Below are 24,280 nucleotides of genomic sequence, written 5' to 3' on the forward strand. Positions count from 1 at the left end.
GTCTGTCTCACTGTGGGTCGCCGGTATCCCGGCCGCGATCAGACCGTGCGGGCCATACACGGGCCGGATTCCGCCGCTACGCTCCGTTGTCCTCCTCGGTGTCACCGCTGGTCAGAGCGCGTGCGATGCGGGCGTTGTCCGCGTCCTGTCGCCCCTTGATGACTTTCGCGTAGAAGCGGTAGAGCACGGTCACACTGTGTCCGGCGCGGCGAGCGACTTCCACCGGATCGACCCCGGCCCTCAGCCACAAGGACACGCAGGCGTGGCGGAGGGAGTACGGGACTTCTGCCAGGGGGTCAGCCAGGGAACAGCCCCGCTCGCGCGGGGAGCACGATGTCTTGCGTCTGCGGGGGGACCGTTGGGTGGGAACAGCCCCGCTCGCGCGGGGAGCACAACGTGCTCGAACCGCTCCAGGACCCGGCGCTGGGAACAGCCCCGCTCGCGCGGGGAGCACGACGACTGCGTGGACCACACCAACCACCACCAGGGAACAGCCCCGCTCGCGCGGGGAGCACACCCGGCGGATCGCCTCGGGCCAGTCCACCGTGGGAACAGCCCCGCTCGCGCGGGGAGCACCTGGGAGACCGCGTACGCCACCGCCTACCAGATGGAACAGCCCCGCTCGCGCGGGGAGCACACTTCGCGACCTGCGGTTCCAGGAGCCGAGATTGCGGTTTTTACTCACTTGCCGAGATTCCGGCATATCGGGCATCCCTCGTGAGAAGTGATCCGTAAAGCCCCCAGTACGGTGGCGGGCACCCTTCACCTGTTGCCGAACTTCCTGCGCTTCGCGGCCTTGCTCCAGCCGGTTTGCGGTGGAGCTGTCGGGCGGGAAGGGGAGGCGGGGCCGTCAGACGGGGTGGGGCGGTGGATGAGGGTGAGGCCGTCGTGGTCGGTGGGGTGCCATGCGTGGTCGTGGGTGGCGAAGGTGTAGCCCTGTTCGGAGTCGGTCTGGTGGGCGAGGAGGGCGCGGCCCTGGTGGGCGTAGGCGCGGACTTCGGCCCAGAGGGCTTCGCGGATGCGGGCGGAGGGGTTGCCGAGGAAGACACCGGGAGAGATCTCCAGGAGCCATCGGGTGAGGTAACCGCGCAGGCCGGCAGGGCAGTTGGTGAGGACGATCACGGTCATGGCGGAGCCTGCCTCACCAGATGATCTCGGAGGCGTGGTTGCGGCCGGACTCGACCTCGGCGCCGTGGTCGGACTGGAGCGTCACGCGGTCGCTGTCGGAGGAGGAGGTCGCGGCGGCTTCGTCGTAGCGCAGCAGGTCCTTGATGTCGCGGACGCAACGGTCCAGCAGGTGGGTCTTGTTGATGCGGTCGCGCAGGGCGCGGCGGGTGCGCGCGGCGACGTCCTCGGGTCCTTCCACGGCGGCGTCGAAGGCCGCAGGGATGGCTACTTCCGTCTTGTAGAGATCGGCGATGTCCATCACGAAGGACCGTTCGTGGCCGGAGTGGACGAAGCCGAGGGCAGGTGAGCAGCCGAGGGCGGTGACGACGGCGTGCGCGATGCCGTACATGCACTGGGCGGCAGCGGTGATGCCCTGGTTGTGGGGCGTCCCCGGCGGTGAAGTCGTCGCGGTGGTATTCGCGGCGGCGCCACGGCACGCCTGTGCGGGCGGACTCGGCGCGGTAGCAGGCCTTGAGGCGGTCGCCCTCCATGCCGAGGAGTTGCTGCCTGGTGCGGCCGGAGGGGTCCTCGTCGGGGAAGCGCAGGCGGTACATCGCGCGGGCGACGTCCAGCCGGGTGCGGCGGTTGGCCCACGCGGTGGCCTGCGCCTCGACGAGCGCGGAGGAGCGGGTCAACGCGCGCCCGCCGGCGTAGAAGCGGACGCCGTGTTCGCCGACCCACGCGACGCCGGCGCCGCACTCGCCGAGGACGCTCATCGCCTGGTGGGTGACGCGGGTGCCAGGGCCGAGCAGGAGGGTGCCGATGGTGGCGGACGGGATGTGGGTGACCCCGTCGGCATCGGTGGCGGTGATGGCGTTGTCGGCGCGGTGGACGACGCAGCGTTCGAGGTAGACGAACGACAACCGGTCACCGACGCGGGCGAGTTCACGCGGAGCGGCGGCGCCGCGCCGGGCGACGGTGCTCACGGCCGGATCACCGCACCGGTGCGAGGGTCATGAGGCCGCAGCCGTACGCCTTGGCCTTGCCGAGCCCTTGGACGAGAGTGCGCCGCAGGACGGCGGGTTCGGTGACGGTGAGCCGCCCGTCGTAGGTGACCGTGGTGAGCGACACGGTCCTGCGCTCGGCTGCCTTGGCGAAGCGCAGATCCCTCTTGTCCCGGACGACGAGCTGGAGTTCGTCACCCTGGTCCAGCACACGTTTGCCGGGCGGCGTCTCGGTGATGGCGAAGCCGGCGGAGTCCTGCTTGCTCAGCAGCCAGGCGGCCTGGTGCTTCGGCGTGATGTGGGCGGTGCGCTTGGTGGGTTCGTCGGCGGTACGGCGGATGCTGTGCACGGGGTTGGCGGTGAGCCGGAACGACCACGTGCTGCCCTTGGTGAGCTGATCGAGGAAGCTGCCGTAGTCGTACGTCTGCCAGCCGGGTGTGTCCGTGGCCGCGGGCCAACCCGCCTGCTCCACCAGGTGTGTCATGTCCGGGCGGCCGGGGCTGACGACGAACAGCACCACCTCGGAGGCGGAGTTGCGGTCGACGCGCCACAGGACGCGCGGGCCGGAGCCGTCGCGCGCGGGGGGATCGGGGAACGACATGTTCACGGCCGCGTGCATGCGGTGCGGGGAACCCAGGAGTTCGCGGCCCTCCCGGCGGGCGGTGTTGACGCGGAAGCGGGTCAGGTACATCAGACGGGTCCCAGGACGGAGGTCGGGTCGTGGTCGAACATCGGCCGGGTCGGCGGCGCTTCGGGCCGGGGGACGTTCGCCGAGGTGATGCCGCGCAGGCCGTAGCGGCGGTGCCGCGGGTCGAAGCTGAGCGGTGCGTCGCGGAGGGTCTGCTCCGGTGCCTCGCCGGGCAAGCTGTCGAGGAGGAGAGTGAGTTCGGTTCCCTCGCGGTGCCGGTCCCGGTACCAGGGCGACGCCTGCCACGGAGCCTGCTCCAGCGCGGTGGCCAGGTCGGCGTCGTCGCGCACGCCGAGGTCGACCGGTGCGGCCGGAGGGCAGGAACGGCGCCCCAGATACGGCAGGTAGACCGGCTCCCGCACGGCCGAGTACAGCCGCCGTACGACATCGGCCTCCCCTTCGACTCCGGCGACGAAGACCGCGTCGGCGAGGTAGAAGCGCTCGGAGAGCGGCATGGACTTGTCCGTGTCGAAGTGGTGGGCGGTCTGGAAGTCCCTTACCCGGGTGCCGGGTTGGTCGATCCTGACCCCGAAGCGCAGCGCGGCCAGGTCGGAGAGGTCTGCCTCGCGCGCCCTTCCTTCCGCGGCGGCGAGCATGCCCAGCACACCGCTCTTGGTCGGGGCGTTCTCCGTGGTGCGGCGTACGAAGCGGGCGGCCGACCCCCATGCCTGGAGCGGGCCGGACAGCCGCAGCAGGAGCACGCTCATGCCCCGGACCCCACCGGCTCGACGGGGCGCTCGGCGGACCCCAACTGCTCAACGACGGCGGCACCGACCGTCGAGATCAACTCCTCGATGCCGACCTCCCGGCCGAGGCCGGCCAGCGGTTCCGCGTCCTCGCCCACCCGCACCACCCAGGTGCGGTCCGCGTCCGCGACGCCGTACGCCTTCTCCAGGTCGGGGACGTAGCGGGCGAGCCGGGCACATGCCTCGCGGACGAAACCGCCCTCGTCGCCTTGCCGGACGGCCCGTTCGAAGGCGGCGACGAAGCTGATCGGACGCTTGGTGCGCAGCTTGACGATGACCGCGGTCGGGAGGGTGTGGTGGCCGAAGGTGTTCACCTTGCCGGTGGGCAGGGAGGTGATGAAGCCTTCGAGGAACGCTTCGACGGCGCGCCGGGTCGGGGCGGCGGCCTGCTCGGAGTCGTCGAGCCCGGCGCCGAGGTTGGCCTGGAGCCGGTTCACGTCGACGGCCGCGTAGCGGTACAGCGTCGCGGAGTTGAAGTCGACGACGCCGATCATGCCGGCACCGGACTCGGCGTCGGTGTTCCGGTCGTCGACGGCGGTGTAGTAGTCCGACTCGTTGTCAACGGCGTGCACGCTGATGGCGTGTGCGACCTGCGTGGCGGCCTCGACGTTGAGATCGGTGGCGTCGGCGACCATGCGGCCGAAGAGCGCGATGTCCACGGAGTGCCGGGTGTCGACGAGTTGGCGGGCGGCCGCCTTGTTCTCCTTGGCCTTGAAGAACTCCTTGAGCGCCTTCACGTCTCCGTTGCCGTCGCTGCCCTTGATCGTCAGGGCGGCGAGGCCGTCGAGTTGGGCGGCGCTGAGGAACATCAGGTACGACGATTCCGGCGCGGGGTCGGGCTCGCCGTCCTTGACCTTGCGCTTGGGCGGCTCGATCTTGGAGCCCGTGGCGGTGCGCAGTGCCTCGGAGGCGAGTTCGAGCGCGGCCGTGCGGTCCAGCGACGGGTCGAGCGCGGCCAGCCGATCGGCGAGCGCTTCGGCGACCTTCTTCGTGCGGACGCCGAGCTCGGACGGGTCGAGGAGTTCCTCGAACTTCCGCCGGGTCGCCCGCTTCCACGCCTGGCTGGACACGCGGGATCGCCGCACGCCCCCGTAGACCGCGGACTTGGGCGAGCCGGTGTCGTCCCGGTTGATGTTGCTCGGCGGCACGGTCTGGAGCACATGGACGTCGAGAATGGTGCGCGTCACGGGCGATCGGTTCCTTCGCGAAGCGGGGGCGGTAGGGGTCGGTGCGGTGGACCCTCTGGTCAGCTGTCGGTCGCGGTATGGGCACGTACGGCGCCCGCCAGGTGGAAGTCCCGGCCCCACTCGCGCCGGATGCCGGCCTGGGCGGAGGGAAGTTGCCACCAGTAGAGCTGCTCGGCCAGGAGTGCGTAGTCGAGCGGGACGCCGTCCTTGCGGAGCAGAAGCACGATCTCGCGCAGCCGCTGGCCGAGGATGTCGAGTGACGTGGCGGTACCGACTCGGACGAAGCGTCGGCGCACCGGTTCGTCCAGTTCGGGCGCGGACTTCACGGCCGCGGCTCCGGCGCCTCCGGCGGCCGGCGCCGCCTTGGACATCAGCGCGCGGACCGAACGGCCCAAGCCGTAGCCGGAGATGTGCGTGTCCATGTCGCGGTGGGACTGCTGGTGCAGGGCCCACATCGTCACGGCCAGGTGCAGCGCCTCCTCGGCGCGGTCCTGGTCGATCGGGCGCCGGCCACCGCGGGAGGTGTCGCCCGGCGATTCGTCCGCGATCTCGGCGAGCACCATGGCGAGGTCCTCCGTCCCGGTCTGGCCCCACAGGTCGGGGAGGGAGTTCGCGGGCTGTCCTGCCCCCCGACGCAGCCGGGCGAGGGTCGATACGGCGGACGGGCGGTCCTCGCGGTAGCCACGCTGGAGGCGGCGGATGAAGCGGTCGGCGCTGGTGCCCACCGGTCCGATCGCACGGGGGCCCGAGACGTAGGGGGCGGTGGTCGTCATTCCGGTCACTCCGTCGGTTCCTGGTCCGGGGCCGCGTCGGACGGCCGGCCTTCCTCGTCAAGCGGTCCGTCGGTGGCGGCGCTCGCGCGGGGCACAAGGGTCAGCACCTTGTTCAGCCGTCTGCGGAACCACACATCCGCCTGCGCGTCGTTGACCCATCGCTTGCCGCTGCCGTCGCGCTGATCCACGTAGCGGCCTTCGGAGGCAGCCGGGCCGGCGGCGTCGAGCAGACCGCGGCCGAGGTCGCGGATGATCTGGGACACGGTGGCCTGCCACTCGCCTCGGTACACCGCCGGGTCGGAGTGTGCGCCGAGCTTGCGCAGCCACTGGCGGTACGGGCCGTCCAGAGCCGCGTAGCCGAGGTCGTGGGCGGTGTCCGTGGGCGGGCCCGGCTCCGCGCCGACCGCGCGGGCGAGGTTGCCCGCCAGGTAGCCGAGGGCCCGCACCGCCTGGTCGGCGTCGGCCACCGCGTCGACTGCCGTGCGCCCGTACTCGGGTTGCGCGGCGTGCAGGGCGACCACGGGCAGCACGACCTCGTCGTCCACGATCTCGTCGATCACCGACTGCTGCGTGCCGTACGACGCGCCGACGATCCGGGTGCGGAGCAGGCCGAGCTTCGGGAGGTAGCCGCCGTTCGTGAGCCTGGCCAGCCACTCGACCACGCCGGACGGCAGGATGGCCGCGGCCTCCTGCCGCTGTTCGGCGCTCTCACGTGCCTGCCCCTGCGCGGGCAGCAGCGCGGCCAGACCTCGCCACGCCGCCCGGCTCGGGTCGTGCGTGCGCGGCATGTACGCCTGCGGAACGCCTTGCTTCTTCGCCTGCTGCGGGCTGTCGCGCCAGCCGGTCATCGGCTCGCGCAGGTGCTTGTTGAACGGGAGCAGTGTGTCGCCGTACGCCAGGACCACACCCGTGACGGCGCCACCCGAGTGGTGCAGGCGGACGCGGCGGCTCTGCCAGGTGTAGAGGTCGCGCGGGCCGGACGGCCGGGGATCGTCAGGGTCGGGCTCGAACGGTTCCGGGCCGACGATCGGGCGGCGCCACGCGGGACGGTCGTTCTTCTTGACCTGGAGGAAGTCGTTGTCCGCCGCGATGAGGTTGAGCAGCAGTGTCTCGCGCAGCGTGGTGCCCTCGGCGAAGATCCCACCGAGGTTGCCGGTCCAACCGACGCCTTGGGGATAGCCCTTGCCACCCTTGACCCTAGGGTCGCCGACCGCGCCGGATTTGATGCCGGACACGTCGAAGGCGTGGGCATGCACCAGCCAGCGGGCAGCCTCCGCGAACTCCAGTCGATCCGGGCCCGGTTGCCGCATGCTGAAGAACGGGTCGCCGTTCGGCACATCGGCGACGATCCGGTTGAGCGGGCCCACCTCATCCTTCTCCGTGTGCAGGTCGGCCACTTGGAGGAACGGGTGGTGCGGGTGCAGCAGGTCGAAACGGTCGCGGTGCCGTTCGAGATAGTCGGGCACGTCGGCGAAGGCATCCTCGCCGGCCTCCCACAACGCACCCCACTCCTCGATGTCCTCGGGCCCTTCGAGCGCGTCGTGCAGGACGGCCACCAGCAGCCGCAGCAGCGCGAACTCCTGCGTGGGCACGTCGCCGACCAGACGGCGGAGCTTTCCCGCGTGGGCGAAGGCGTCCCGCAGGGACAGCTCGGCCGTCGAGCCGTCGAGGCGCTGCACCGGCAGCCAGGGCCGGGCGACGAGATCGAAGTTGGGCACGCGGTCCACCACTCTTGAGTGACGTGCGCCGGCAGGCGTCACGAGGAGCCCGTCGGACGGGCTGTAGATGAGGTCGTAGCCTGCCAGCCGGGTCCGACAGTCCTCGTCGAGGACGAGGAACAACTCCCCGGCCAGCCAGGGGCATTCCTTCGCCTGCCACGCCTCGACCTGGAACTTCTCCAGTTCCGCGATGGTCCGGTCGATCACCCACGGCTTGGAGAAGTGCCAGGGAAGGGTGAGGGCGCTGGCGGCCGCCGCTGCTGCGGCCCGCGGCGGCGGTACGGCGTGCTCGGGCAGCTCCAGGCCGCCGCGGTTCCTGTCCAGCCACGGCACGGTCGTCAGGGTGCCGTCGCTGTGGCGTCGGATCACCAGGACCTCGACGCTCTCCTCGCTGTCGCGCACCTGGGCCCTGCCGGTACCGCTGTCGTCCGCGTCTCCGACGCCCGCATCCACCCAGCCGATGACCGGCCTCCCCGGCTTGCGGACCGGGCCGAGACGGAAGACCTCGGCGCGCTCGCGCTTGGTGGCCAGGAGTTGGCGGTACGCGCGGCGGGCTTCGTCCATCTCCGCTGCCCAACTGCTGGGGCCGAGCGGGGCGTTACCGTAAACCGCCTGCACCAGAGGGCTGATGTCGTCGGGCAGCCGCAACGGCTCCGCGTCCAGGTGTGGTTGGAGGGCCGCGAGCGTCCGCAGCAGCAGGTGCTTCCCCTCGTAGACGCCGACGGTTCCCTTCGCGGGGGTCGGCGGGTCGCTCGGCGGGTCGCTCGTCCACTCCGTGCCCGTCACCAGGCATCGGGCCGTTCGGAGCCGGGGAGGCCGGTCGCGTACGTGGCGATGCAGGCGGCCCATGCGCTGCAACATCAAGTCCACCGGGGCGAGGTCGGTGACGAGAAGGTCGAAGTCGATGTCGAGTGACTGCTCCACGACCTGGCTCGCGACGACGATGTGCGCTCCGGTCGGCCGATTGCCTTTCGGGCCGAACCGCTCCAGCAACTCGGAGTCCTTACGCGCCCGGTCGGCGGCCAGGAAGCGGGAGTGGGCGACAGTGACGTGGTCCTCGCCGAACCGCTCCCTCAGCCGCTCGGCCGCCTCCTGCACCCGGTCGACGGTGTTCCGTACGACCAAGGCGCAGCCACCATCGGCGAGTTCGGCTGCCAGGCGATCGCCGAGCGCGGCAACGTCGTCTTCCCACGGCTCCAGCCGGACGTCAGTACCGCGCCCGGATGCCGCGGACGGCTGCGCGATCATGGCGCTCCCGTCCCGCGATACGGCTGTCAGCAGCGGATACGCGTCCGCGGGCGCCTCCGCCGTCGGCACAGCCTCACCCACGTACGCCTCGACGAGCGCGCGTCGTCTTCCCGCCGGGAGCGTTGCCGACAGCAGGACGACCGGGACGCGGTAGGCGGCCAGCCACTCCAGGACCCGCTCCAGGTACGTGCTCATGTAGGCGTCGTACGCGTGGACTTCGTCAATGATGACGACCTTGCCCGCGAGTGCCAGGTGCCGCAGGGCGAGGTGACGGCTCTTGAGTCCGGCGAACAGCACCTGGTCGATCGTGCCCACGGCGAACGACGCGAGCAGTCCCTTCTTCCTCCCGCGCAGCCACTGGTGGGCCTGGAGGCCGGACGGCCGTCGCCGGGTCTTCGCACTCGGCCGCGACACCTCGTCGGAGCCGTCGAGGTCGACGGCCGCGATCGTACGGCTGCCGTCGCGTGCCAGACCCGCCCACGTGTCGTTGAGGGCGGCTTTGGCGTGGGCGAGGAAGACCGAGCGCGGGCCCTCGGCCGGCAAGTGGCCCAGCCAGTCGAGCAGTCGGGCGAACATCGCGTCCCCGGTCGCCCGGGTCGGCAACGCCACCATGCAGCCACCCGCCCCCGTACGCGCGGCAAGGATCTCGGCCGCGGCCAGGGCCGCCTCCGTCTTGCCCTCGCCCATCGGCGCCTCGATGATCAGCAGGCCCGCCGGGTTCATCTCCCGGGCGACCCGTACGGCTTCTTCCTGTACGGGGCGGATCGACGCGCCGTCCGGCAGGTCGAAACGCCGGGCGAACAACTCCGCAGCGGGGCCTTTTGGTTCTGCCGGCTCCCACGGAGCCGGCAGGTCCAGTCCGCGCCAGGCTGCTGCCAGCCTCTGTTCCGTGGTGCGCCGGTCACCGCCCTCATCGACCGTCTGATAGGGAAACAGCTCCGCCGAACTGGCGATCCAGTCGGCCAGGATGACCAGCGCGGTCAGCGTCACCTGTGCTATTTGCGGCAGTTTCACAGTCTTCCACGCGCTGAGCCGCTTCTTCACGTCCGCGGCCTGCGCGCACGCGTGCAGCAGTTCGAACTGCACGGCCTTCCACGCGGCTTCGCTCGCACCTCTCGTTCTGAGTAATTCCGGGTGCAGCGCCAGGTCGTGAATTCGCTGATGCCCCGGGTGCACCCCATGGTGGCCCCCGACCACGATCGCGAACTGTCCGCTGATCCGGTCGGTCCAGCCATGCTCCTCGGCGAGCCACTCCTGCGTGATCAGTTGACCGGCGAGCCCGTGCGGCCCCAACTTCCGGTCCTCTCCGAACTGTTTCTGGTCCGGCATCGCCAGTCCGGCATCCCGCATCGCGTTCGCGAGGGACTCCACCTGACATGCGAACGCGGGTGTCGCCTTCCCGACGTCGTGGCTTGCGGCGAGCCACACGGCGAGCCGCCGCCCGTCCTCGATCCCCCCGGGCAACGCCTCGCTGACCAGCACCTTGACGTTCCGCGGCAACCACGCGTCCCACAACCGCCCCGCCATGGCCCCGCTGTCGGCCATATGCCGCCACAACGGCAGCCATCCATCGGTGGGGCGATCGTGCTTCCCCCACGCCGTCCGAGCCGCGACCGAGAGGCCATCGAACGCCTCATCGAAGGTCGGGCCAGTGCTGTTCACGGCAGTAGTGCACAGCATGGCGCCGCCACCAAGGGCGGCAAGTCGTAATCTGCCCGATGTTGATCTCTTATGAGCGTTTGCGGGAGATGGGATCTACCCGGGGTATGGCCGTGACGGGCAGTAGCTATGGGGGAACAGCCCCGCATGCGCGGGGACCACGACGTGAACCGCGCGAACGCCGAGGCCGCCGAGGGGAACAGCCCCGCATGCGCGGGGACCACCTCGACGTCGGGACCGTGATCTTGACCTGGTGGGGAACAGCCCCGCATGCGCGGGGACCACCCGGGATCATCGCGTCGAACCGCGTCCCGCCCGGGAACAGCCCCGCATGCGCGGGGACCACCGGGCACAGGCCAGCACGATCGACGCAACGATGGGAACAGCCCCGCATGCGCGGGGACCACACGGCCTGGTCCAGGCTCGGCGAGGAGCTGGAGGGAACAGCCCCGCATGCGCGGGGACCACGCCGCTCAGCCGGATGGCGAGGAGCTGTACGAGGGAACAGCCCCGCATGCGCGGGGACCACCCGGATGCGTTCGGCCTCGTCGTCGCCTTCCGCGGGAACAGCCCCGCATGCGCGGGGACCACACTCCGTGGCCTGCGGTTTTATGGAGCGGGAGACGTGTTTTTACTTACTTCTGCAGATTTGGTCATTTCGGGCAATTCTGCTGGAGTGAGGCCGTCTTGGTGGGCTGGGTGCTGGTGGGCGGCGCCCTTGCTGAGTTAATCACGCGTCCTGTCGGGTGCATCTGCGCGTGGGTTCATGAAGTGGCTTTTGTGTGAGTGCGGTTGGGTGTTCAGGGTGCGCCCGCTGATTAGGGCGTCGGCGTGCACGGGGGAGCTGGAGGCGCGGACGAGGTTCGCGTTGTCTGGGGGCTCGGCGTGGTCGACCTGTGGCCCGCGCGAGGGGGTATGGACGGTGGTCGGGAGTGTTTGCGCAGGTCGGGGCCATTGCGCCTCGGGCCCCGGTCGTTCTGGCTGCCCGCTGCCGGGCGTTCGCGATGCTTGACGCCATCCTCGACGCGGACGCTCCCACCCACTCGTTCGCGACCGGCTGGCGGGCGGGTGTGGATCTGGCCTCCATGGACAACGGCGCGGGTGACCAGTACGCGATCGTGTTCGACCCGGCGGGAGTGTTCCTCTACGGGTTCGACCACGAGTGCGACGTGACGCCGTGGCGGGAAGAGCCTCGCGCGCACTGGCCCGGTCTCCTCGACGGCTTGCCGGCCTCGCTCGCGCACTACGCGACGACTCCGGAGTTCCAGTTCGACGGCTTCTTCGACGCGACGGTCTGCGTGTGGCGTGAGGCGGGTGCGCCTGCCTGGGAGTGCGGGCCGGTCGAGTTCGCGGACCACGAGTCGGACGGGGCGGGCTGGCTGTTCGGCCTGCTCACCGAGGGCAGCCCAGAGGCGTACGTGGGCTATGCGCAGGACTACTACGGAGGGCCGGTCGACCTGGACGCCGTGCGCGCGGTGCTCGCGGGCGACCCACTGACCCGCCGGACGGTCACCGCGCTTTCTGCCACGGCGAACTTCGAGGCCCTCACCCCGCGGGCCGGCGCGCTGGGCTACCGGGTCCAGGAGGAGCCCGGCCGCGGGCTGGAGGATCATGGGCGTGGCAGATCAGTCCGAGGGCCGGTCGGCGGCTGACGTGAGCTCGGCCGTGGTGGGCCGCCTGCACGAGTGGAAAGAGGACAGCATGCCTCTCAGCGGTGAGTACCAGCCGAGCCCGGACGCGTTCGTGCGGGATCAGGTCGCCCTGTACGAGAGTTCCGGGGGCACGGAGGGCACGACCCTGGAGGGGGTGCCGGTGATCGTCCTCACCAGCCTCGGGGCCAAGAGCGGCAAGGTCCGCAAGAACGCGCTCATGCGGGTGGAGCACCAGGGGACGTACGCCGTGGTGGCCTCCCAGGGGGGCGCGCCGAGCCATCCCGCCTGGTACCACAACCTGGTCGCGCACCCGCTGGTCGAGTTGCAGGACGGCGCCGTGCGCCAGGACATGACGGCCCGCGAGGCCACCGGCGAGGAGCGGGAGCTGTGGTGGCCCCGCGCGGTCGAGGTCTGGCCGGCGTACGCCGAGTACCAGACGAAGACGGACCGGGTGATCCCCGTTTTCGTCCTGGAGCCGGCGGCCCGCGCCGACTGACGCCGCTCCGATCCCGCGCTCCCGCCCGCCTCAGGGCGGGAGCCCCGCGTCGAACCGTGAGAAGTCGAACCGTGAGAGCACGGGATCGCTCGCGTCTGCCCGTCGTCCCTCCGCGGGGGCACCGCGCCAGTCGGACGTGCGCATGCTCAGCCCGCGCGGGAGAATGGCGGGGTAGGGATACGAACAGGGACGGCTGCGGGCCGATGAGGGTGCGGGTCGCCCATCGGTGAGGGGTGCCGAGTCCCGCCGCGCGGGCATGGTCTCGGACGGCGTGGCCGCGTACTCCCGGAGCCCTCGAAGCCCCTCGTGTCCGCGTACCTGGCGTGCGACGCCCACCGCGCCGATCCCGCGCCTTGTGCGGTCGGCCCGAGCGCCGCCGGCGATGCCTGGAGGTTCGTCATGAACTCACCGAGCACTCACGCTCACGGAGCGGTACGGGTCGGGGCCGGCAGGGGGCCGGCGGGTGGCGGGTCGGCGCGCACTCCGCGGCTGCGATGGCCGGTCGGCTGGGCGGCCACGTTCTTCGTCCTGACCGGCCTGCTCGCCTGGGGCGCGGCGGAAACGGACACGGGTGACACCCAGAACGTGATCGCCGTGCTGTCGACGGCCTGCTTCGTCTTGTTCTGCATGACGCTGGTCCACGTCGTACGGGTGGTGCGGAGGCGTTGACCCGGAGATGGCCCGGGGGCGCTGACCCGGAGGCGCTGACTCCGAGGCACTGATCCGGCGGAGCCGACCTATAGGTCGACGGGCTTCGAACGGGTGCCGGTCGGCCGGAAGGCCCGCGGGGGCGGGCCGGCTGACGCGTGAGGGCGGCCACTCCGGCACGACCGGGCAACTCGGTTCCGGAACGGGCCCGCAGAAGGGCGAGTTGGGGGCGGACTGCCCGGCCGGGGCCAAGGACACGGTGACCGAGCTGTACCGCATGCAGGCCCCCCGTGCCGTCCAGTTCGCGCCGCCGCGCACCGCTGGAGGAACACCTGGAGGAGCCCCCGGAGGAGCCCCCGGGGGAACAGCCGGGGGAGCAACGGCGCCCGCGTCCAGCCCTGTTGAGCAACTCGTCTCCATGCGGCGCGATCAGGCGGCGCACTACATGGCGCTGAAACGGTCCCTGGCGGCGACCTGCCCGCAAACCACGGTATCCGCGCTGGGGTTCAGGCCGATGGCTCCCCAGACGCTGCGATTCCGCCTGACCGATGTGGAGTTGGGGGACGAGGCGTTCGTCGAGGAGACCACGACGTGGGACGGCGGGAGCGACACTCCGTCGGCCAGGCCGGACGACGGTACGCGGACGTACACGGTCTACGTCCGCATGGGCAGCGTCGTCGTCATCTACGGAGAGTTCCCGACGGAGCAGGCGGCCGTGGCGGGCGGGGCGAAGGCGGCGGCCCGCGCGCGGACCGGGCTCGTACGTGCCGCCGCCGCTGCTCCCGCTGCCGGCACTTCCGCCGCCGGCGCGTCCCCCTCCGGCCAGGCCGGTTGAGTCCTGGGCGACGGCTGGGCGGCGCGGGAGCAGGCGGCCAGGCGGCTCGGGAGCAGGCCGGGCTGGCGACCCGGGGTACCCGGAGGGGATGGCCTGGGCGACGGTGGCTTGTTCACGCGGCATTGACACCCTGCGCGGGCCGTCACCATCATGTGCGCGGCATCCCTGATCGGGTATGTCGCGAAAACCTCCTCAGCGCGCACGATCGCGCAGGCATCTCCGCCTGAGCCGCCCCCACCGGACCGTCAGGAGAGCATTCGTGCCCAACATCAACCGTCGAAGGTTCCTCCAACTCGCCGGCGGCACCGCTGCCGCGTCCGTGCTCAGCGGCGGCATCGCCAAGGCCGCCGCGATCCAGGCCGCCGCCGGAACCGGGACGTTGCAGGACGTCGAGCACGTCGTCGTCCTCATGCAGGAGAACCGTTCGTTCGACCACTACTTCGGCACCCTGCGGGGTGTCCGCGGCTTCGGCGACCCGCGCCCGGCCACCCTGCCGAGCGGCAGCACCGTCTTCCACCAGGCGGACTCCTCCGGGCACGAGACGCTGCCCTTCCGGCCGGACGCCGACAACCTGGGCCTGCAGTTCATCCAGGACCTCGACCACAGCTGGTACGGCACCCACCAGGCGTGGAACGGCGGCAACTACGACGACTGGATTCCCGCCAAGGGCACCACCACGATGGCGTACCTCACCCGCGAGGACATCCCCTTCCACTACGCCCTCGCCGACGCGTTCACCGTCTGCGACGCGTACCACTGCTCGATGCTCAGCTCCACGGACCCCAACCGCTACTACATGTACACCGGTTACGCGGGCAACGACGGCAGCGGCGGCGGCCCGGTGCTGGGCAACGAGGAGGCCGGCTACGGCTGGACCACCTTCCCGGAGATCCTGGAGAACGCGGGCGTGTCGTGGAAGGTCTACCAGGACACCGGCACCGGCCTGGACAGCGGCGGCGGTTGGGGCTGGACCAGCGACGCCTTCATCGGCAACTACGGCGACAACTCGCTGCTCTACTTCGACCAGTACCGCAACGCCGTGGCCGGCGACCCGCTCTACGACAAGGCCCGCACCGGCACCGATGCCAACGGCGGGGACGGCTACTTCGACCAGCTCAAGGCGGACGTGCTGGCCGGGCGGCTGCCGCAGGTCTCCTGGATCGCCGCCCCCGAGGCGTTCTGCGAACACCCCAACTGGCCCGCGAACTACGGCGCCTGGTACGTCTCCCAGGTACTCGACGCGCTCACCGCCGACCCCGACGTGTGGAGCCGTACCGCCGTCTTCCTCACCTACGACGAGAACGACGGCTTCTTCGACCACGTGGTCCCGCCCTTCCCGCCCGCCTCCGCCGCCCGCGGCCTGTCCACCGCCGACGTCACCCAGGACCTGTACACCGGCGGCGTGTCCGGGTACGCCGCCGGGCCGTACGGACTCGGGCCGCGGGTACCGATGCTGGTCCTCTCGCCCTGGAGCACCGGCGGTTGGGTCTGCTCCCAGACCTTCGACCACACCTCGATCGTGCAGTTCATCGAGAAGCGGTTCGGCGTGCACAACCCCAACGTCTCGCCCTGGCGCCGCGCGGTCTGCGGCGACCTCACCGCCGCCTTCGACTTCACCCGCAGCGACTCCGCCGCGCCCACGCTCCCCGGCACCGGCGGCTACGCCCCGCCGAACCACGACAACCCCGGTGACTACGTCCCGACCCCGCCGTCCACCGGTACGGTGCCGGCGCAGGAGGCCGGCCTGCGCAACGCCCGCGCGCTGCCGTACGACCTGGCCGCGGACACCGAACCGGTCGACGGGCGGATGCAGTTCACCTTCGGCAACTTCGGCGCGGCGGGTGCGGCCTTCCTCGTCACCTCCGCGGTGCGCTCGGACGGCCCCTGGCCGTACACGGTCGAGGCGGGCAAGACCCTCACCGACACCTGGGCGATGCCCGGCGCCTCCTCGCCGTACGACTTCTCGGTCCACGGGCCGAACGGCTTCCTGCGCCGGATGGCCGGCACGGCGGGCTCGGTCGGCCCCGAGGTGACCGCCCGGAACGACGCCTCCGCCGGCCAGGTCACCCTGGTCTTCAGCAACCCCGGCACCGACCCGGTCACGTTCACCGCGACCGACGCGTACGCGCCCGACGACCACTACACGTACACCGTCGCGGCGGGCGGCTCGCACAGTGTCCCGGGCTGGGGCGTGGCCGCCGGCAACCACTGGTACGACGTCACGGTCACCTCCGGCGCCGACGCCGCGTACGTGCGGCGCTTCGCCGGACACGTGGAGACCGGCGCCGCGAGCACCAGCGACCCGGCCACCGTGACGGCCTGACCGCTCACCTTCTGCCCACCCGTCCGCCGGCCGGGCCCGTCCACCCTGGGTAGGGGGCGGGCGGGCCGGCGGGTGCGGGTACTCATCGGGGGTTGAGTAGCTGAGCCGATGAGGGATGATCTCCGGCCGGGCAGGCTGTTCCCATCGACCATAGGGAGCGGATGATGATGACGACGAAGGACAGCCGGAGTCGGAGCGGCGCGGTCAGGGCAGCGGGGCGGCGCGGGATACGGGCGTCGATGGTCGGGGCGGTGCTGGTGGGCGCCGCGGTCGTGGCGGTGAGTACGGCGTGCGGCGTGGACCTGCGGGATCGCGAGTGCACGTCGAACGAGTATCCGGTCCAGGCGGTCGGGCCGGAGGGCGGCGGCCAGTGCGTCACCAAGGGCAAGGAGCCGCCGGCGGGCACCGTCCGCTACCCGAAGGGGCAGGTGCCGAAGCGCGTCGGCGACAAGTGGGACCTGTACTGGCAGGACCACGGACTCGACGCGAACGGCAAGCTGATCAAGAAGTGACGCCGGGGTCCGCGCCGCGGGGGGTGGCGAGGATCGCACGGCCGCGGTCCGGGGTGATCAGCTGGGCCAGGACGGGGTCGGCGAGCAGGGATATCGGGGCGATGTGGTCCGCGCTCAGCGGGCGCCACAGGGCCAGTGCCGCCCGGAGTTCGGGCCACGCCTCCTCGCACAGGGCCTCGCGGGCCGCTCGGACCAGGGCGGGGCTGGACAGCGGGCCCGGTTGGGGGGTCGGGCCGCCGCGCGTCGCGTAGAGGGTGGCGACGATCGGGCCCCCGTCCACCGGCTGCTCGTCGGGGGTGCGGAAGGCGGGGTGTGCGGCGAGGCGGTCGGCGACGGCGTGCACCGCGGCGTCGAACTCGGCCCCGCCGAAGGTGAGTCGGAAGCCCGGCTCGGCGGCTCGGGCTTCGTGGTCGCGGATGAGCGCGCGCACCGGTTCTGACGCCTGCTCCTTGAGGCGTGGCAGGGGCCGCAGGTCGTGCGGGTGGGCGAGCTGGTTGTGCCGGACCAGCAACGGCAGCAACTCCGTGGCGAACAGCGGGCCGAGCAGGAGGTCGTCGCCGCCGGGGACGTGCCACAGCAGGTTCGCGATGACGCCGCGCCAGTCGCCGAGCAGCGCCGTCATCTGCGCGCTCAGCACATCGGCGCGCTCGCTGCCGTACTCGTGCGCCTTGGCGAACAGGGCGAGCGGCTCGTCCACCGCGCCGGCCAGCGCCTGACGACGGGCCTGTTCGACCTGCGCGTCCCAGTGGTCGCGCGTGGCGCCGGGCGGCTTGCGCAGGGCGTGGAAGGACACCCACTGCCGGCGCATGAGGTCGTGGAACGAGTCGTACCGCTCAGGACCCATGCCGGACCAGGACGCGAGCCAGTACGCCGCCCACTCGCCGTCCTCGTCCACGTCGTCCGGGTCGAGCAGCATGACGGCGGCGTCGCCGTCGAGGGACAGCCGCAGCGAACGCGCGAGGACCTTCGCCTCCGCGACCTCGAACGGCTCCTCCTCGTCTTCCTCCTCGTCCTCGTCCTCTTCGTCGTCCTCGTCGTCCTCGTCGTCCTCGTCGTCCTCGGCGCTGTCGGCCGCGAGGTCCTCGTACACCTCGATCCAGGTGCGGTCGTCGGTGTCCCGCAGCCACGCCAGCTCCTCGGTGCCCGCCAGCCGGTAGATGAAGTCGCCGGCGTCGCGCCACCCGTTGGTGACGAGCAGGAACTCCCGCAGCGAGGGCGGCAGCCGGCGTCCCAGCCGGGCCTCGGCGGCCGCCACCTCGGCCTCGCCCGCCGGCGCGAAGCCGAGCCAGGTGTCCCGGACGACCTCCTCCGCGAGCGGCAGGTGCTGCTCCGGGTCGTGCGCCGCGACCCACTCCGCGCTCCACTGCTCCAGGAACGGCCGCCACCGCGTACGCTCGCCCATCGCCCCCACCGTTCCTCGCCCGTTGTCGTCTCATGCCACCTCACCACAGGGGTACGACAACGGGCGTGACGGGTCGGCGCGGACGGGCCGCGTTGTCGTAGGTGCGTGCTACGCATGGGGTCATGGACGTGGAGAACGCATCGCGGGAGGAATTGGACGCGCTTCGGGCGGCGTTCGAAGTCGACGACGGGGGAGCGTCGGCGCTCGGGTGGGAGGGGGTGCGGGCGTTCGAGGCGGAGTGCGGGGTGGTGCTGCCGGAGCCGTACCGGACGTTCGTCGCCGAGGTGGCGGACGGTTCGTCGCTCGGGCCACCGGAGTTCGGGCTGGTGAGCCTCGGCGGTGCGGGCGGCGACGACGGGCGGAGCGGGCAGAACGGTCGGAACGGGCAGAACGGTCGGCGGGAAAGGGAGTTGGGGCGGCCGTTTCCGCTGACGGACGCGTGGGTGTGGGAGGACGATCCGCGGCCCGTGGCGGAGATCGACCCCGTCCTTGAGCGGGTGTTCGACGACGGTTCCGTCGTGCTGGGGACGGACGGGTGCGGCATGTACTGGCACCTGGTGGTCTCGGGGCCGCAGCGGGGACACGTGTGGCTGATCACCGGTGAGGGCGCGGTGCCCTTCGGCGCGGAGTTCGGACACACCGGCGGTGACGCGGGTTTCGCGGGGTGGGTACGGCACTGGGCCGCGGACCGGCCCTGGTTCGACGAGGGTTGAGGGGGCGGGCGGGCCGCTGCCGGGCGGTGGATCGCCCCCGGACAGGGCCTAGGTTTGGGGGGTGCACGCGGCCACGCGCGGTGCCGCGGTGGAGGAGGAGCCCCGGTGGTGGACGGATCGATGCCGTACGGCTGCGAGTTGGCGCGGCTGACGGTGGTGCGGCACGGGGAGAGCGCGGCGAACGAGCTGTTCGCGCGGGCCGTGGAGACCGGGGACGCGGACCTGCGGGTGGCGGAGCCCACCGACGCGCAGGTGCCGTTGTCGGCGACCGGGGTGCGGCAGGCGGAGGCGCTCGGGCGCTGGCTGGCCGGGCTGGGAGCGCGGGAGCGGCCGCAGTCGGTGATCTGCTCGCCGTACGCGCGGGCGGTGCGGACGTGGGAGGTGATGGCGTCGGTCGCGGACGCGGCGGGGGCGTCGTACGGGCCCGCGCTCGTGGACGAGCGGCTGCGGGACCGGGAGATGGGCGTGCTGGAACTGATGACGCCGCCGGCGGTACGCGCGTACGCCCCCGCGGAGGCGGATCGGCGCGAGCGGGTGGGCGAGTGGTTCTACCGGCCGCCGGGCGGCGAGTCGTTGGCGGATGTGGCGTTGCGGGTCAGGGACTTCCTGACGGAGTTGGGGCCCGCGGCGGCCGGGCGGCGGGTGCTGCTCGTGGCGCACGACGCGGTGGTGCCGGCGGTCGGCCGCGTGCTCGCGGGGATCGGTGGGGCGCGGGCCGCGACGATGCCGGCGCAGGTGCCGAACGCGTCGCTGAGCTGGTGGGTGCGCGACGGCGTGGGGATGCGGCCGGTGGTGATCGGCGGGACGCCGCACCTCGACGGCTGATCCCGGCGCGGGGTGGTGCGAGCCCGTACCGAGTGCGTCAAGTGCTGCGGAAAAGGGCGGAAGACGGGTTTATCGACAGATCGTCACGCGTGCGAGGGAAACGGATCATGGTGGGGCATTACGGGCGATCGGGTGGGCAAGTCTGCTGATGGCGACGCCGAACAAGCCGGCGGAGCGGTCGGCCGGCCGCTCCCCGAACCTCAGAGAGTCTGTCCCCTGGGAGGGAACACCATGGCAAGCATCCGTACCGTTCGTGTCCTGGCCGCCGTCGCGGCACTGCCCCTTGCGGGAGTGCTGTTCGCCGGCACCGCCGCGGCCGACAACGGTTCAATTGCGGGTGGCCACTCGAACGCGACGGTGGTGAGCAACTCCGGTGGCAACGTGGGCGGCGGCAACTTCGGGAACGTGACGACGACTCAGCAGGCCGCCACCGGAGCCGGCGCCTCGAACGTGAACAACACGGCCAACGTGGCGGGTTCGGCCTTCACGTCCGTCGACCAGAACACGGTGGGCATCCACTTCTCGCCGCTGTGGTGAGCCGCGGACCGGGTGCGCCTGCCGCACCGGTCCGCTGAGGAGGGGCCTGGTCACACGGGACGCGCGGCGGCGCGAGAGTGCCGTCGCGCGTCCCGGACCCTCGGGGAGGGCGGCGACGAGGGCGGGGTGGGGCCATGGGCGCGGCGGACGTGGGGAGCGGTGGGCGGTCACGGTGCGCGGGACGGGCACGACGCGGAGGGGTGAGGAGGAGGTTGGCGAGTGGGGTGAGCTGATGTGAGGTGACGCGAGGTGATGGGGTGGGGCGGTGAGGTGACGTACGGCGGGCGCGGAATCGGGGTCGGCGGTGAGGTGGCGCTGTGCCGGGTCGGGCGGTGGGCGATGAGAGGGGGATCGCCCACGTGGTGGCCTGCTGGTGCGCTGCGGGGGATGCCGGCCCGGGAGGGGCCGCGGGGAGGGCTCGTGGCGGCGTGGCCGAGGGCGGTGCGGCGCTCGCGGTCGAGTGGAGGGGGCGGATGGGGCGGAGGGAGTGATGGGGCGGTGCTCGCGTGGGGGTGCGAGGGGCGAAAACTTGTCCACAGCCTGTGGACAAATATCGGCCGGGGCCGGTTCTCCGGGCCACCGTCGGGTCACTGCCGGGCCCGGGCCCGCTGGTCCGCGCCGATCCGACCCCCGTGGCCGCCGGGCGCCCCACCCTGACCGTCCCATTCCGGCCGGCGCCGACCCGCCTCGCACCGCACGGCCCCGCATCGCCGCCCGCTCTACCCCCGTACAGGGGCGGCAGGGGCGGACGGGCGGGCGGCTTTCGTGGCCTCCCGGCGTGTCTGCGCGGTGCGGCGGCGCGATCATCGTTGACTCAACGAATGACCGAAACCAGTGCTTTTATCCGTTATTTCCTTGCGGGTGCCCTCGCGCTGACCGGGCTGCTGCTCCCGGCGGTGCCCGCGGACGCCGCCGTTCCGTCCGACGCCCAGCGCAACTTCAGCGGGCAGGCGTTCGACACCTGCCAGGCCCCCGACCTCGCCACCATGGACGCGTGGATCGCCCACTCCGACTACCGGGCGGCGGGGATCTACTTCGGCGGCCGGGCCAGGGCCTGCAAGTCGCAGACCCATCTGACCCCGGACTGGGTCCGGCAGACCACCAAGGCCGGATGGAGCCTGCTGCCGATCTACGTCGGCTCGCAGAGCCCGTGCGTGACGGGCTCCAACAAGAACCCTTACCGGATCGACACCAAGCAGCCCACGTCCCAGGGCACGAGCGAGGCCGCCGACGCGGTGCAGCAGGCGGACGCCCTCGGGCTGGACCCGGGCAGCGCGCTCTACCTCGACATGGAGGCGTACGACATCGGGGACACGTCGTGCGCGACGGCCACGTTGAAGTACATCCAGGCATGGGACAAGGGCGTGGCGGCGGCCGGATACGTCTCCGGGTTCTACAGCAGCGCCGACTCCGGCATCAAGCACATGGCGAAGTCGCGGCTGGCGGGCGTGTCCGACCTGCCGCAGGTGCTCTGGTACGCCCGCTGGGGAGTGACCCCGACGCTGACCGACGAGCCGTCGCTCGGGTCCGACGCGTGGACCCCGCACGCGCGTATCCACCAGTACCACGGCGCCGTCTCCGAGTCGCACGGCGGGAAGAAGCTGAGCATCGACCGCGACCTGGTGGACGCCCCGGTCGCCGTCGTCGGCTGAGCCGTAGCGGACCGCCACCCGCGTGCCGGCCGGGCGTACACGCCCGACGTACCAGCCCCGCGTCCCGGCCCGACCCCTACTCCCGCGAGCCGATCCCCTGCGGGACGGCCACCCCCGGCTCCACCCCCGGGGGGTGGGGACAGCCCCCGGCCTACGACCTGAGGGTGATTCCGTGTCGGCACCTGCGGCCGATCCGCCGACCGTGCCCCGGCTCCTACCTTTGAACCATGACCACGCCAGTGTGCACCAGCGCCAATACGACGCAGTTCACGGCCTACGTCCGGAGCAAGGGCCCGACGCTGCTGCGCACCGCGCGCTCCTTGACCCCCAACCCCTCCGACGCGGAAGACCTGCTGCAGACGGCCCTGACCAAGACCTACCTCGCCTGGGACCGGATCGACGACCACCGCGCGGTCGACGGCTACGTCCGCCGTACCCTCGTCAACACCCGCACGTCGCAGTGGCGCAAGCGCCGGGTGGACGAGTTCAGCACCGACGAACTGCCGGAGCCGGCCACCATCGGGCCCGACCTCATCGAGCAGCAGGCCCAGCGCGACGCGCTGCTGCGGGCGATAGCGCGGCTCCCGCCGCGGCAGCGCGCCATGGTGGTGCTGCGCTATTACGAGGACATGAGCGAGGTGCAGACCGCGGAGGCGCTCGGCGTCTCGGTCGGCACCGTCAAGAGCGCGGTCTCCCGCGCCCTCGGCAAGCTCCGGGACGACGCAGAGCTGGAGCTGTCCGTCGCCTGACCGCACCCGGCGACGGACCGGCGGAATCCCCGCGGGGTAGTGACATACCTAGCGGTATGGACGCAGAATCGCGGGCACACCCCTCGTAGTCGCCCGGAGGCCCGCGTGCTCAGCACTATGCAGGACGTTCCGCTGACCGTCACCCGCATCCTCGTGCACGGCACGCTGGTGCACGGCCGGTCCACGATCACCACCTGGACCGGCGGGGACCAGCCGCAGCGCCGCACGTTCCGGGAGACCGGCGTCCGTGCCGTCCAGCTCGCGGGCGCCCTGCGCGACGAACTCGGCGTCGGCCGCGGTGACCGGGTCGCGACCCTCATGTGGAACAACGCCGAGCACATGGAGGCGTACCTCGCGATCCCCTCCATGGGTGCGGTGCTGCACACCCTCAACCTGCGGCTGCCCGCCGGCCAGCTGAGCTGGATCGTCAACCACGCCGCCGACCGGGTGATCCTCGTCAACGGCACCCTGCTGCCGCTGCTCGCCCCGCTGCTGCCGGCCCTGGAGAGCGTCGAGCACCTGGTCGTCGTCGGCCCCGGCGACCGGTCGCCGCTGGACGGCGTCCGCCCGGCCGTGCACGACTACGAGGAACTGCTCGCCGACCGCCCGGCCAGGTACGACTGGCCGGAGCTGGACGAACGCGAGGCCGCGGCCATGTGCTACACCTCCGGGACCACCGGCGACCCCAAGGGCGTGGTCTTCTCCCACCGCTCGGTCTACCTGCACTCCCTCCAGGTCATCTCCGCCGAGTCGATGGGCCTGACCAACCGCGACACCTCGCTGCCGGTCGTGCCGATGTTCCACGTCAACGCCTGGGGCCTGCCGCACGCCGCCTTCATGTCGGGGATCAACCTGCTGATGCCGGACCGCTTCCTCCAGCCCGGCCCGCTCGCCGAGATGATCGAGAGCGAGCGGCCCACCCACGCCGCCGCCGTCCCGACCATCTGGCAGGGCCTGCTCGGCGAGCTGACCGCCAAACCGCGCGACGTCGGTTCGCTCAAGCAGGTCACCATCGGCGGCTCGGCCTGCCCGCCCGCGCTGATGAAGGCGTTCGACGAGCAGCTGGGGGTGCGGCTGGTCCAGGCGTGGGGCATGACCGAGACGTCCCCGCTGGGCACCATCGCCCACCCGCCGGGCGGCCTCACCCCGGAGGAGGAGTGGGAGTACCGCATCACGCAGGGCCGCTTCCCCGCCTCCGTCGAGGCGCGGCTGATCGGCCCGGACGGCTCGCAGATGCCGTGGGACGGGCAGTCCGCGGGCGAGCTGGAGGTGCGCGGTCCGTGGATCGCCGCCGCGTACTACGGCGGCGCCGGCGAGGAACCGCTGCGGCCGGAGGACAAGTTCAGCCCGGACGGCTGGCTGCGCACCGGCGACGTCGGGGTGATCTCCGACGACGGCTTCCTCACCCTCACCGACCGCGCGAAGGACGTCATCAAGTCCGGCGGCGAGTGGATCTCCTCGGTCGACCTGGAGAACCACCTCATGGCGCACCCCGACATCGCCGAGGCGGCCGTGGTCGCCGTCCCCGACGAACGCTGGGGCGAGCGCCCGCTCGCCACCGTCGTGCTGCGCGAGGGCGCCACCGTCGACTACACCGAGCTGCGCGACTTCCTCGCCGAACGGATCGCCCACTGGCAGGTGCCCGAGCGCTGGGCGATCGTGCCGACCGTGCCGAAGACGAGCGTCGGCAAGTTCGACAAGAAGGTGATCCGGAAGTCCTACGCGGACGGCGAGTTGGACGTCACCCGCCTCTAGCGCCGGCCGCGACGAGCGGGACCGCACCGGCCGAACGGTACGGACCCGCGC

20 protein-coding genes, 1 pseudogene and 2 CRISPR repeat arrays are annotated in these 24,280 nt (G+C 71.8%); of the genes and pseudogenes, 12 read left to right on the forward strand and 9 right to left on the reverse strand.

Annotation, left to right across the window (positions count from 1 at the left end; genetic code table 11):
* Positions 1 to 76: 76 nt before the first annotated feature.
* From OG896_RS19560 to casA, 8 genes and pseudogenes are all read right to left on the reverse strand, one after another.
* Positions 77 to 223, reverse strand: a complete 147-nt coding sequence (locus OG896_RS19560) for a hypothetical protein (protein WP_443057088.1) — start codon at positions 221 to 223, stop codon at positions 77 to 79.
* 80 nt (positions 224 to 303) lie between these two features.
* A CRISPR array of direct repeats spans positions 304 to 637; the repeat unit is 29 nt; unit sequence GGGAACAGCCCCGCTCGCGCGGGGAGCAC.
* 125 nt (positions 638 to 762) lie between these two features.
* Positions 763 to 1,128, reverse strand: a complete 366-nt coding sequence (gene cas2e, locus OG896_RS19565; protein ID WP_329367155.1) for a type I-E CRISPR-associated endoribonuclease Cas2e — start codon at positions 1,126 to 1,128, stop codon at positions 763 to 765.
* Positions 1,129 to 1,141: 13 nt separating this feature from the next.
* Positions 1,142 to 2,093: pseudogene (cas1e, locus tag OG896_RS19570) on the reverse strand (type I-E CRISPR-associated endonuclease Cas1e).
* A gap of 7 nt (positions 2,094 to 2,100) precedes the next feature.
* Positions 2,101 to 2,802 (reverse strand): type I-E CRISPR-associated protein Cas6/Cse3/CasE, encoded by a 702-nt coding sequence (gene cas6e, locus OG896_RS19575; RefSeq protein ID WP_329367157.1) that lies wholly within the window; start codon positions 2,800 to 2,802, stop codon positions 2,101 to 2,103.
* Positions 2,802 to 3,506, reverse strand: coding sequence for a type I-E CRISPR-associated protein Cas5/CasD (cas5e, locus tag OG896_RS19580; protein ID WP_329367160.1), 705 nt, complete (start codon positions 3,504 to 3,506; stop codon positions 2,802 to 2,804). The genes cas6e and cas5e overlap by 1 nt, the downstream gene beginning before the upstream one ends.
* Positions 3,503 to 4,732, reverse strand: a complete 1,230-nt coding sequence (gene cas7e, locus OG896_RS19585; RefSeq protein WP_329367162.1) for a type I-E CRISPR-associated protein Cas7/Cse4/CasC — start codon at positions 4,730 to 4,732, stop codon at positions 3,503 to 3,505. Before cas7e ends, cas5e begins: the two co-directional genes overlap by 4 nt.
* Before the next feature lie 59 nt (positions 4,733 to 4,791).
* Positions 4,792 to 5,505, reverse strand: a complete 714-nt coding sequence (gene casB / locus OG896_RS19590; protein ID WP_329367164.1) for a type I-E CRISPR-associated protein Cse2/CasB — start codon at positions 5,503 to 5,505, stop codon at positions 4,792 to 4,794.
* A gap of 5 nt (positions 5,506 to 5,510) precedes the next feature.
* Positions 5,511 to 10,151, reverse strand: coding sequence for a type I-E CRISPR-associated protein Cse1/CasA (casA, locus tag OG896_RS19595; RefSeq protein WP_329367166.1), 4,641 nt, complete (start codon positions 10,149 to 10,151; stop codon positions 5,511 to 5,513).
* Between the two features lie 112 nt (positions 10,152 to 10,263).
* A CRISPR array of direct repeats spans positions 10,264 to 10,721; the repeat unit is 29 nt; unit sequence GGGAACAGCCCCGCATGCGCGGGGACCAC.
* Between the two features lie 413 nt (positions 10,722 to 11,134).
* Here casA and OG896_RS19600 point away from each other — a divergent pair.
* The 6 genes from OG896_RS19600 to OG896_RS19625 all read left to right on the forward strand — a co-directional run bounded on the left by OG896_RS19600 (position 11,135) and on the right by OG896_RS19625 (position 16,596).
* A complete protein-coding gene (locus OG896_RS19600; RefSeq protein ID WP_329367168.1) occupies positions 11,135 to 11,782 on the forward strand; it encodes a hypothetical protein in 648 nt (215 codons plus the stop codon).
* A gap of 49 nt (positions 11,783 to 11,831) precedes the next feature.
* Positions 11,832 to 12,278, forward strand: a complete 447-nt coding sequence (locus tag OG896_RS19605; protein ID WP_329367170.1) for a nitroreductase family deazaflavin-dependent oxidoreductase — start codon at positions 11,832 to 11,834, stop codon at positions 12,276 to 12,278.
* A 399-nt stretch (positions 12,279 to 12,677) separates the two neighbouring features.
* Positions 12,678 to 12,947: a hypothetical protein gene (locus OG896_RS19610; protein WP_329367173.1), complete on the forward strand. Its 270-nt coding sequence runs from the start codon at positions 12,678 to 12,680 to the stop codon at positions 12,945 to 12,947.
* A 493-nt stretch (positions 12,948 to 13,440) separates the two neighbouring features.
* Positions 13,441 to 13,761, forward strand: coding sequence for a hypothetical protein (locus OG896_RS19615; RefSeq protein WP_329367175.1), 321 nt, complete (start codon positions 13,441 to 13,443; stop codon positions 13,759 to 13,761).
* A gap of 259 nt (positions 13,762 to 14,020) precedes the next feature.
* Positions 14,021 to 16,084: a phosphocholine-specific phospholipase C gene (locus OG896_RS19620; RefSeq protein WP_329367177.1), complete on the forward strand. Its 2,064-nt coding sequence runs from the start codon at positions 14,021 to 14,023 to the stop codon at positions 16,082 to 16,084.
* Between the two features lie 164 nt (positions 16,085 to 16,248).
* Positions 16,249 to 16,596, forward strand: a complete 348-nt coding sequence (locus OG896_RS19625; protein ID WP_329367178.1) for an SCO0607 family lipoprotein — start codon at positions 16,249 to 16,251, stop codon at positions 16,594 to 16,596.
* Here the strand turns inward: OG896_RS19625 and OG896_RS19630 are convergent.
* Positions 16,586 to 17,998: an SMI1/KNR4 family protein gene (locus OG896_RS19630; RefSeq protein WP_329367179.1), complete on the reverse strand. Its 1,413-nt coding sequence runs from the start codon at positions 17,996 to 17,998 to the stop codon at positions 16,586 to 16,588. The two genes, OG896_RS19625 and OG896_RS19630, sit on opposite strands and share 11 nt — an antisense overlap.
* 122 nt (positions 17,999 to 18,120) lie before the next feature.
* Here OG896_RS19630 and OG896_RS19635 point away from each other — a divergent pair, with 122 nt between their 5' ends.
* The 6 genes from OG896_RS19635 (at position 18,121) to OG896_RS19660 (ending at position 24,229) form a co-directional block, all read left to right on the forward strand.
* Positions 18,121 to 18,711 (forward strand): SMI1/KNR4 family protein, encoded by a 591-nt coding sequence (locus OG896_RS19635; RefSeq protein ID WP_329367180.1) that lies wholly within the window; start codon positions 18,121 to 18,123, stop codon positions 18,709 to 18,711.
* A gap of 120 nt (positions 18,712 to 18,831) precedes the next feature.
* Entirely contained in the window at positions 18,832 to 19,536 is a 705-nt protein-coding gene (locus OG896_RS19640) for a histidine phosphatase family protein (protein WP_329374146.1), read from the forward strand.
* 231 nt (positions 19,537 to 19,767) lie between these two features.
* On the forward strand, positions 19,768 to 20,073 hold the full coding sequence (locus OG896_RS19645; protein ID WP_329367181.1) for a hypothetical protein: 306 nt from the start codon (positions 19,768 to 19,770) through the stop codon (positions 20,071 to 20,073).
* 821 nt (positions 20,074 to 20,894) lie between these two features.
* The gene (locus OG896_RS19650; RefSeq protein WP_329367183.1) at positions 20,895 to 21,725 is read left to right on the forward strand and encodes a glycoside hydrolase domain-containing protein; all 831 of its coding nucleotides are present in this window, start codon (positions 20,895 to 20,897) and stop codon (positions 21,723 to 21,725) included.
* 227 nt (positions 21,726 to 21,952) lie between these two features.
* Complete coding sequence (locus OG896_RS19655; RefSeq protein WP_328466419.1) at positions 21,953 to 22,474, forward strand: SigE family RNA polymerase sigma factor; 522 nt, start codon at positions 21,953 to 21,955, stop codon at positions 22,472 to 22,474.
* A gap of 105 nt (positions 22,475 to 22,579) precedes the next feature.
* The gene (locus OG896_RS19660; RefSeq protein WP_329367187.1) at positions 22,580 to 24,229 is read left to right on the forward strand and encodes a long-chain fatty acid--CoA ligase; all 1,650 of its coding nucleotides are present in this window, start codon (positions 22,580 to 22,582) and stop codon (positions 24,227 to 24,229) included.
* The last annotated feature ends 51 nt before the right edge of the window (positions 24,230 to 24,280 follow it).

This window comes from Streptomyces sp. NBC_00669, assembly GCF_036226785.1.
Taxonomy (GTDB): domain Bacteria; phylum Actinomycetota; class Actinomycetes; order Streptomycetales; family Streptomycetaceae; genus Actinacidiphila.

What these genes read in the sequence shown, in the direction of transcription:
- OG896_RS19615 (WP_329367175.1), top strand. Translation starts at nt 13,441, where the DNA reads ATGGCTCCCCAGACGCTGCGATTCCGCCTGACCGATGTGGAGTTGGGG.
- cas6e (WP_329367157.1), bottom strand. Translation starts at nt 2,802, where the DNA reads ATGTACCTGACCCGCTTCCGCGTCAACACCGCCCGCCGGGAGGGCCGC.
- OG896_RS19605 (WP_329367170.1), top strand. Translation starts at nt 11,832, where the DNA reads ATGCCTCTCAGCGGTGAGTACCAGCCGAGCCCGGACGCGTTCGTGCGG.
- OG896_RS19625 (WP_329367178.1), top strand. Translation starts at nt 16,249, where the DNA reads ATGATGACGACGAAGGACAGCCGGAGTCGGAGCGGCGCGGTCAGGGCA.
- casA (WP_329367166.1), bottom strand. Translation starts at nt 10,151, where the DNA reads ATGCTGTGCACTACTGCCGTGAACAGCACTGGCCCGACCTTCGATGAG.
- cas2e (WP_329367155.1), bottom strand. Translation starts at nt 1,128, where the DNA reads ATGACCGTGATCGTCCTCACCAACTGCCCTGCCGGCCTGCGCGGTTAC.
- casB (WP_329367164.1), bottom strand. Translation starts at nt 5,505, where the DNA reads ATGACGACCACCGCCCCCTACGTCTCGGGCCCCCGTGCGATCGGACCG.
- OG896_RS19600 (WP_329367168.1), top strand. Translation starts at nt 11,135, where the DNA reads ATGCTTGACGCCATCCTCGACGCGGACGCTCCCACCCACTCGTTCGCG.
- OG896_RS19645 (WP_329367181.1), top strand. Translation starts at nt 19,768, where the DNA reads ATGGCAAGCATCCGTACCGTTCGTGTCCTGGCCGCCGTCGCGGCACTG.
- OG896_RS19610 (WP_329367173.1), top strand. Translation starts at nt 12,678, where the DNA reads ATGAACTCACCGAGCACTCACGCTCACGGAGCGGTACGGGTCGGGGCC.
- OG896_RS19635 (WP_329367180.1), top strand. Translation starts at nt 18,121, where the DNA reads ATGGACGTGGAGAACGCATCGCGGGAGGAATTGGACGCGCTTCGGGCG.
- OG896_RS19640 (WP_329374146.1), top strand. Translation starts at nt 18,832, where the DNA reads ATGCCGTACGGCTGCGAGTTGGCGCGGCTGACGGTGGTGCGGCACGGG.
- OG896_RS19650 (WP_329367183.1), top strand. Translation starts at nt 20,895, where the DNA reads ATGACCGAAACCAGTGCTTTTATCCGTTATTTCCTTGCGGGTGCCCTC.
- OG896_RS19630 (WP_329367179.1), bottom strand. Translation starts at nt 17,998, where the DNA reads ATGGGCGAGCGTACGCGGTGGCGGCCGTTCCTGGAGCAGTGGAGCGCG.
- OG896_RS19655 (WP_328466419.1), top strand. Translation starts at nt 21,953, where the DNA reads ATGACCACGCCAGTGTGCACCAGCGCCAATACGACGCAGTTCACGGCC.
- cas5e (WP_329367160.1), bottom strand. Translation starts at nt 3,506, where the DNA reads ATGAGCGTGCTCCTGCTGCGGCTGTCCGGCCCGCTCCAGGCATGGGGG.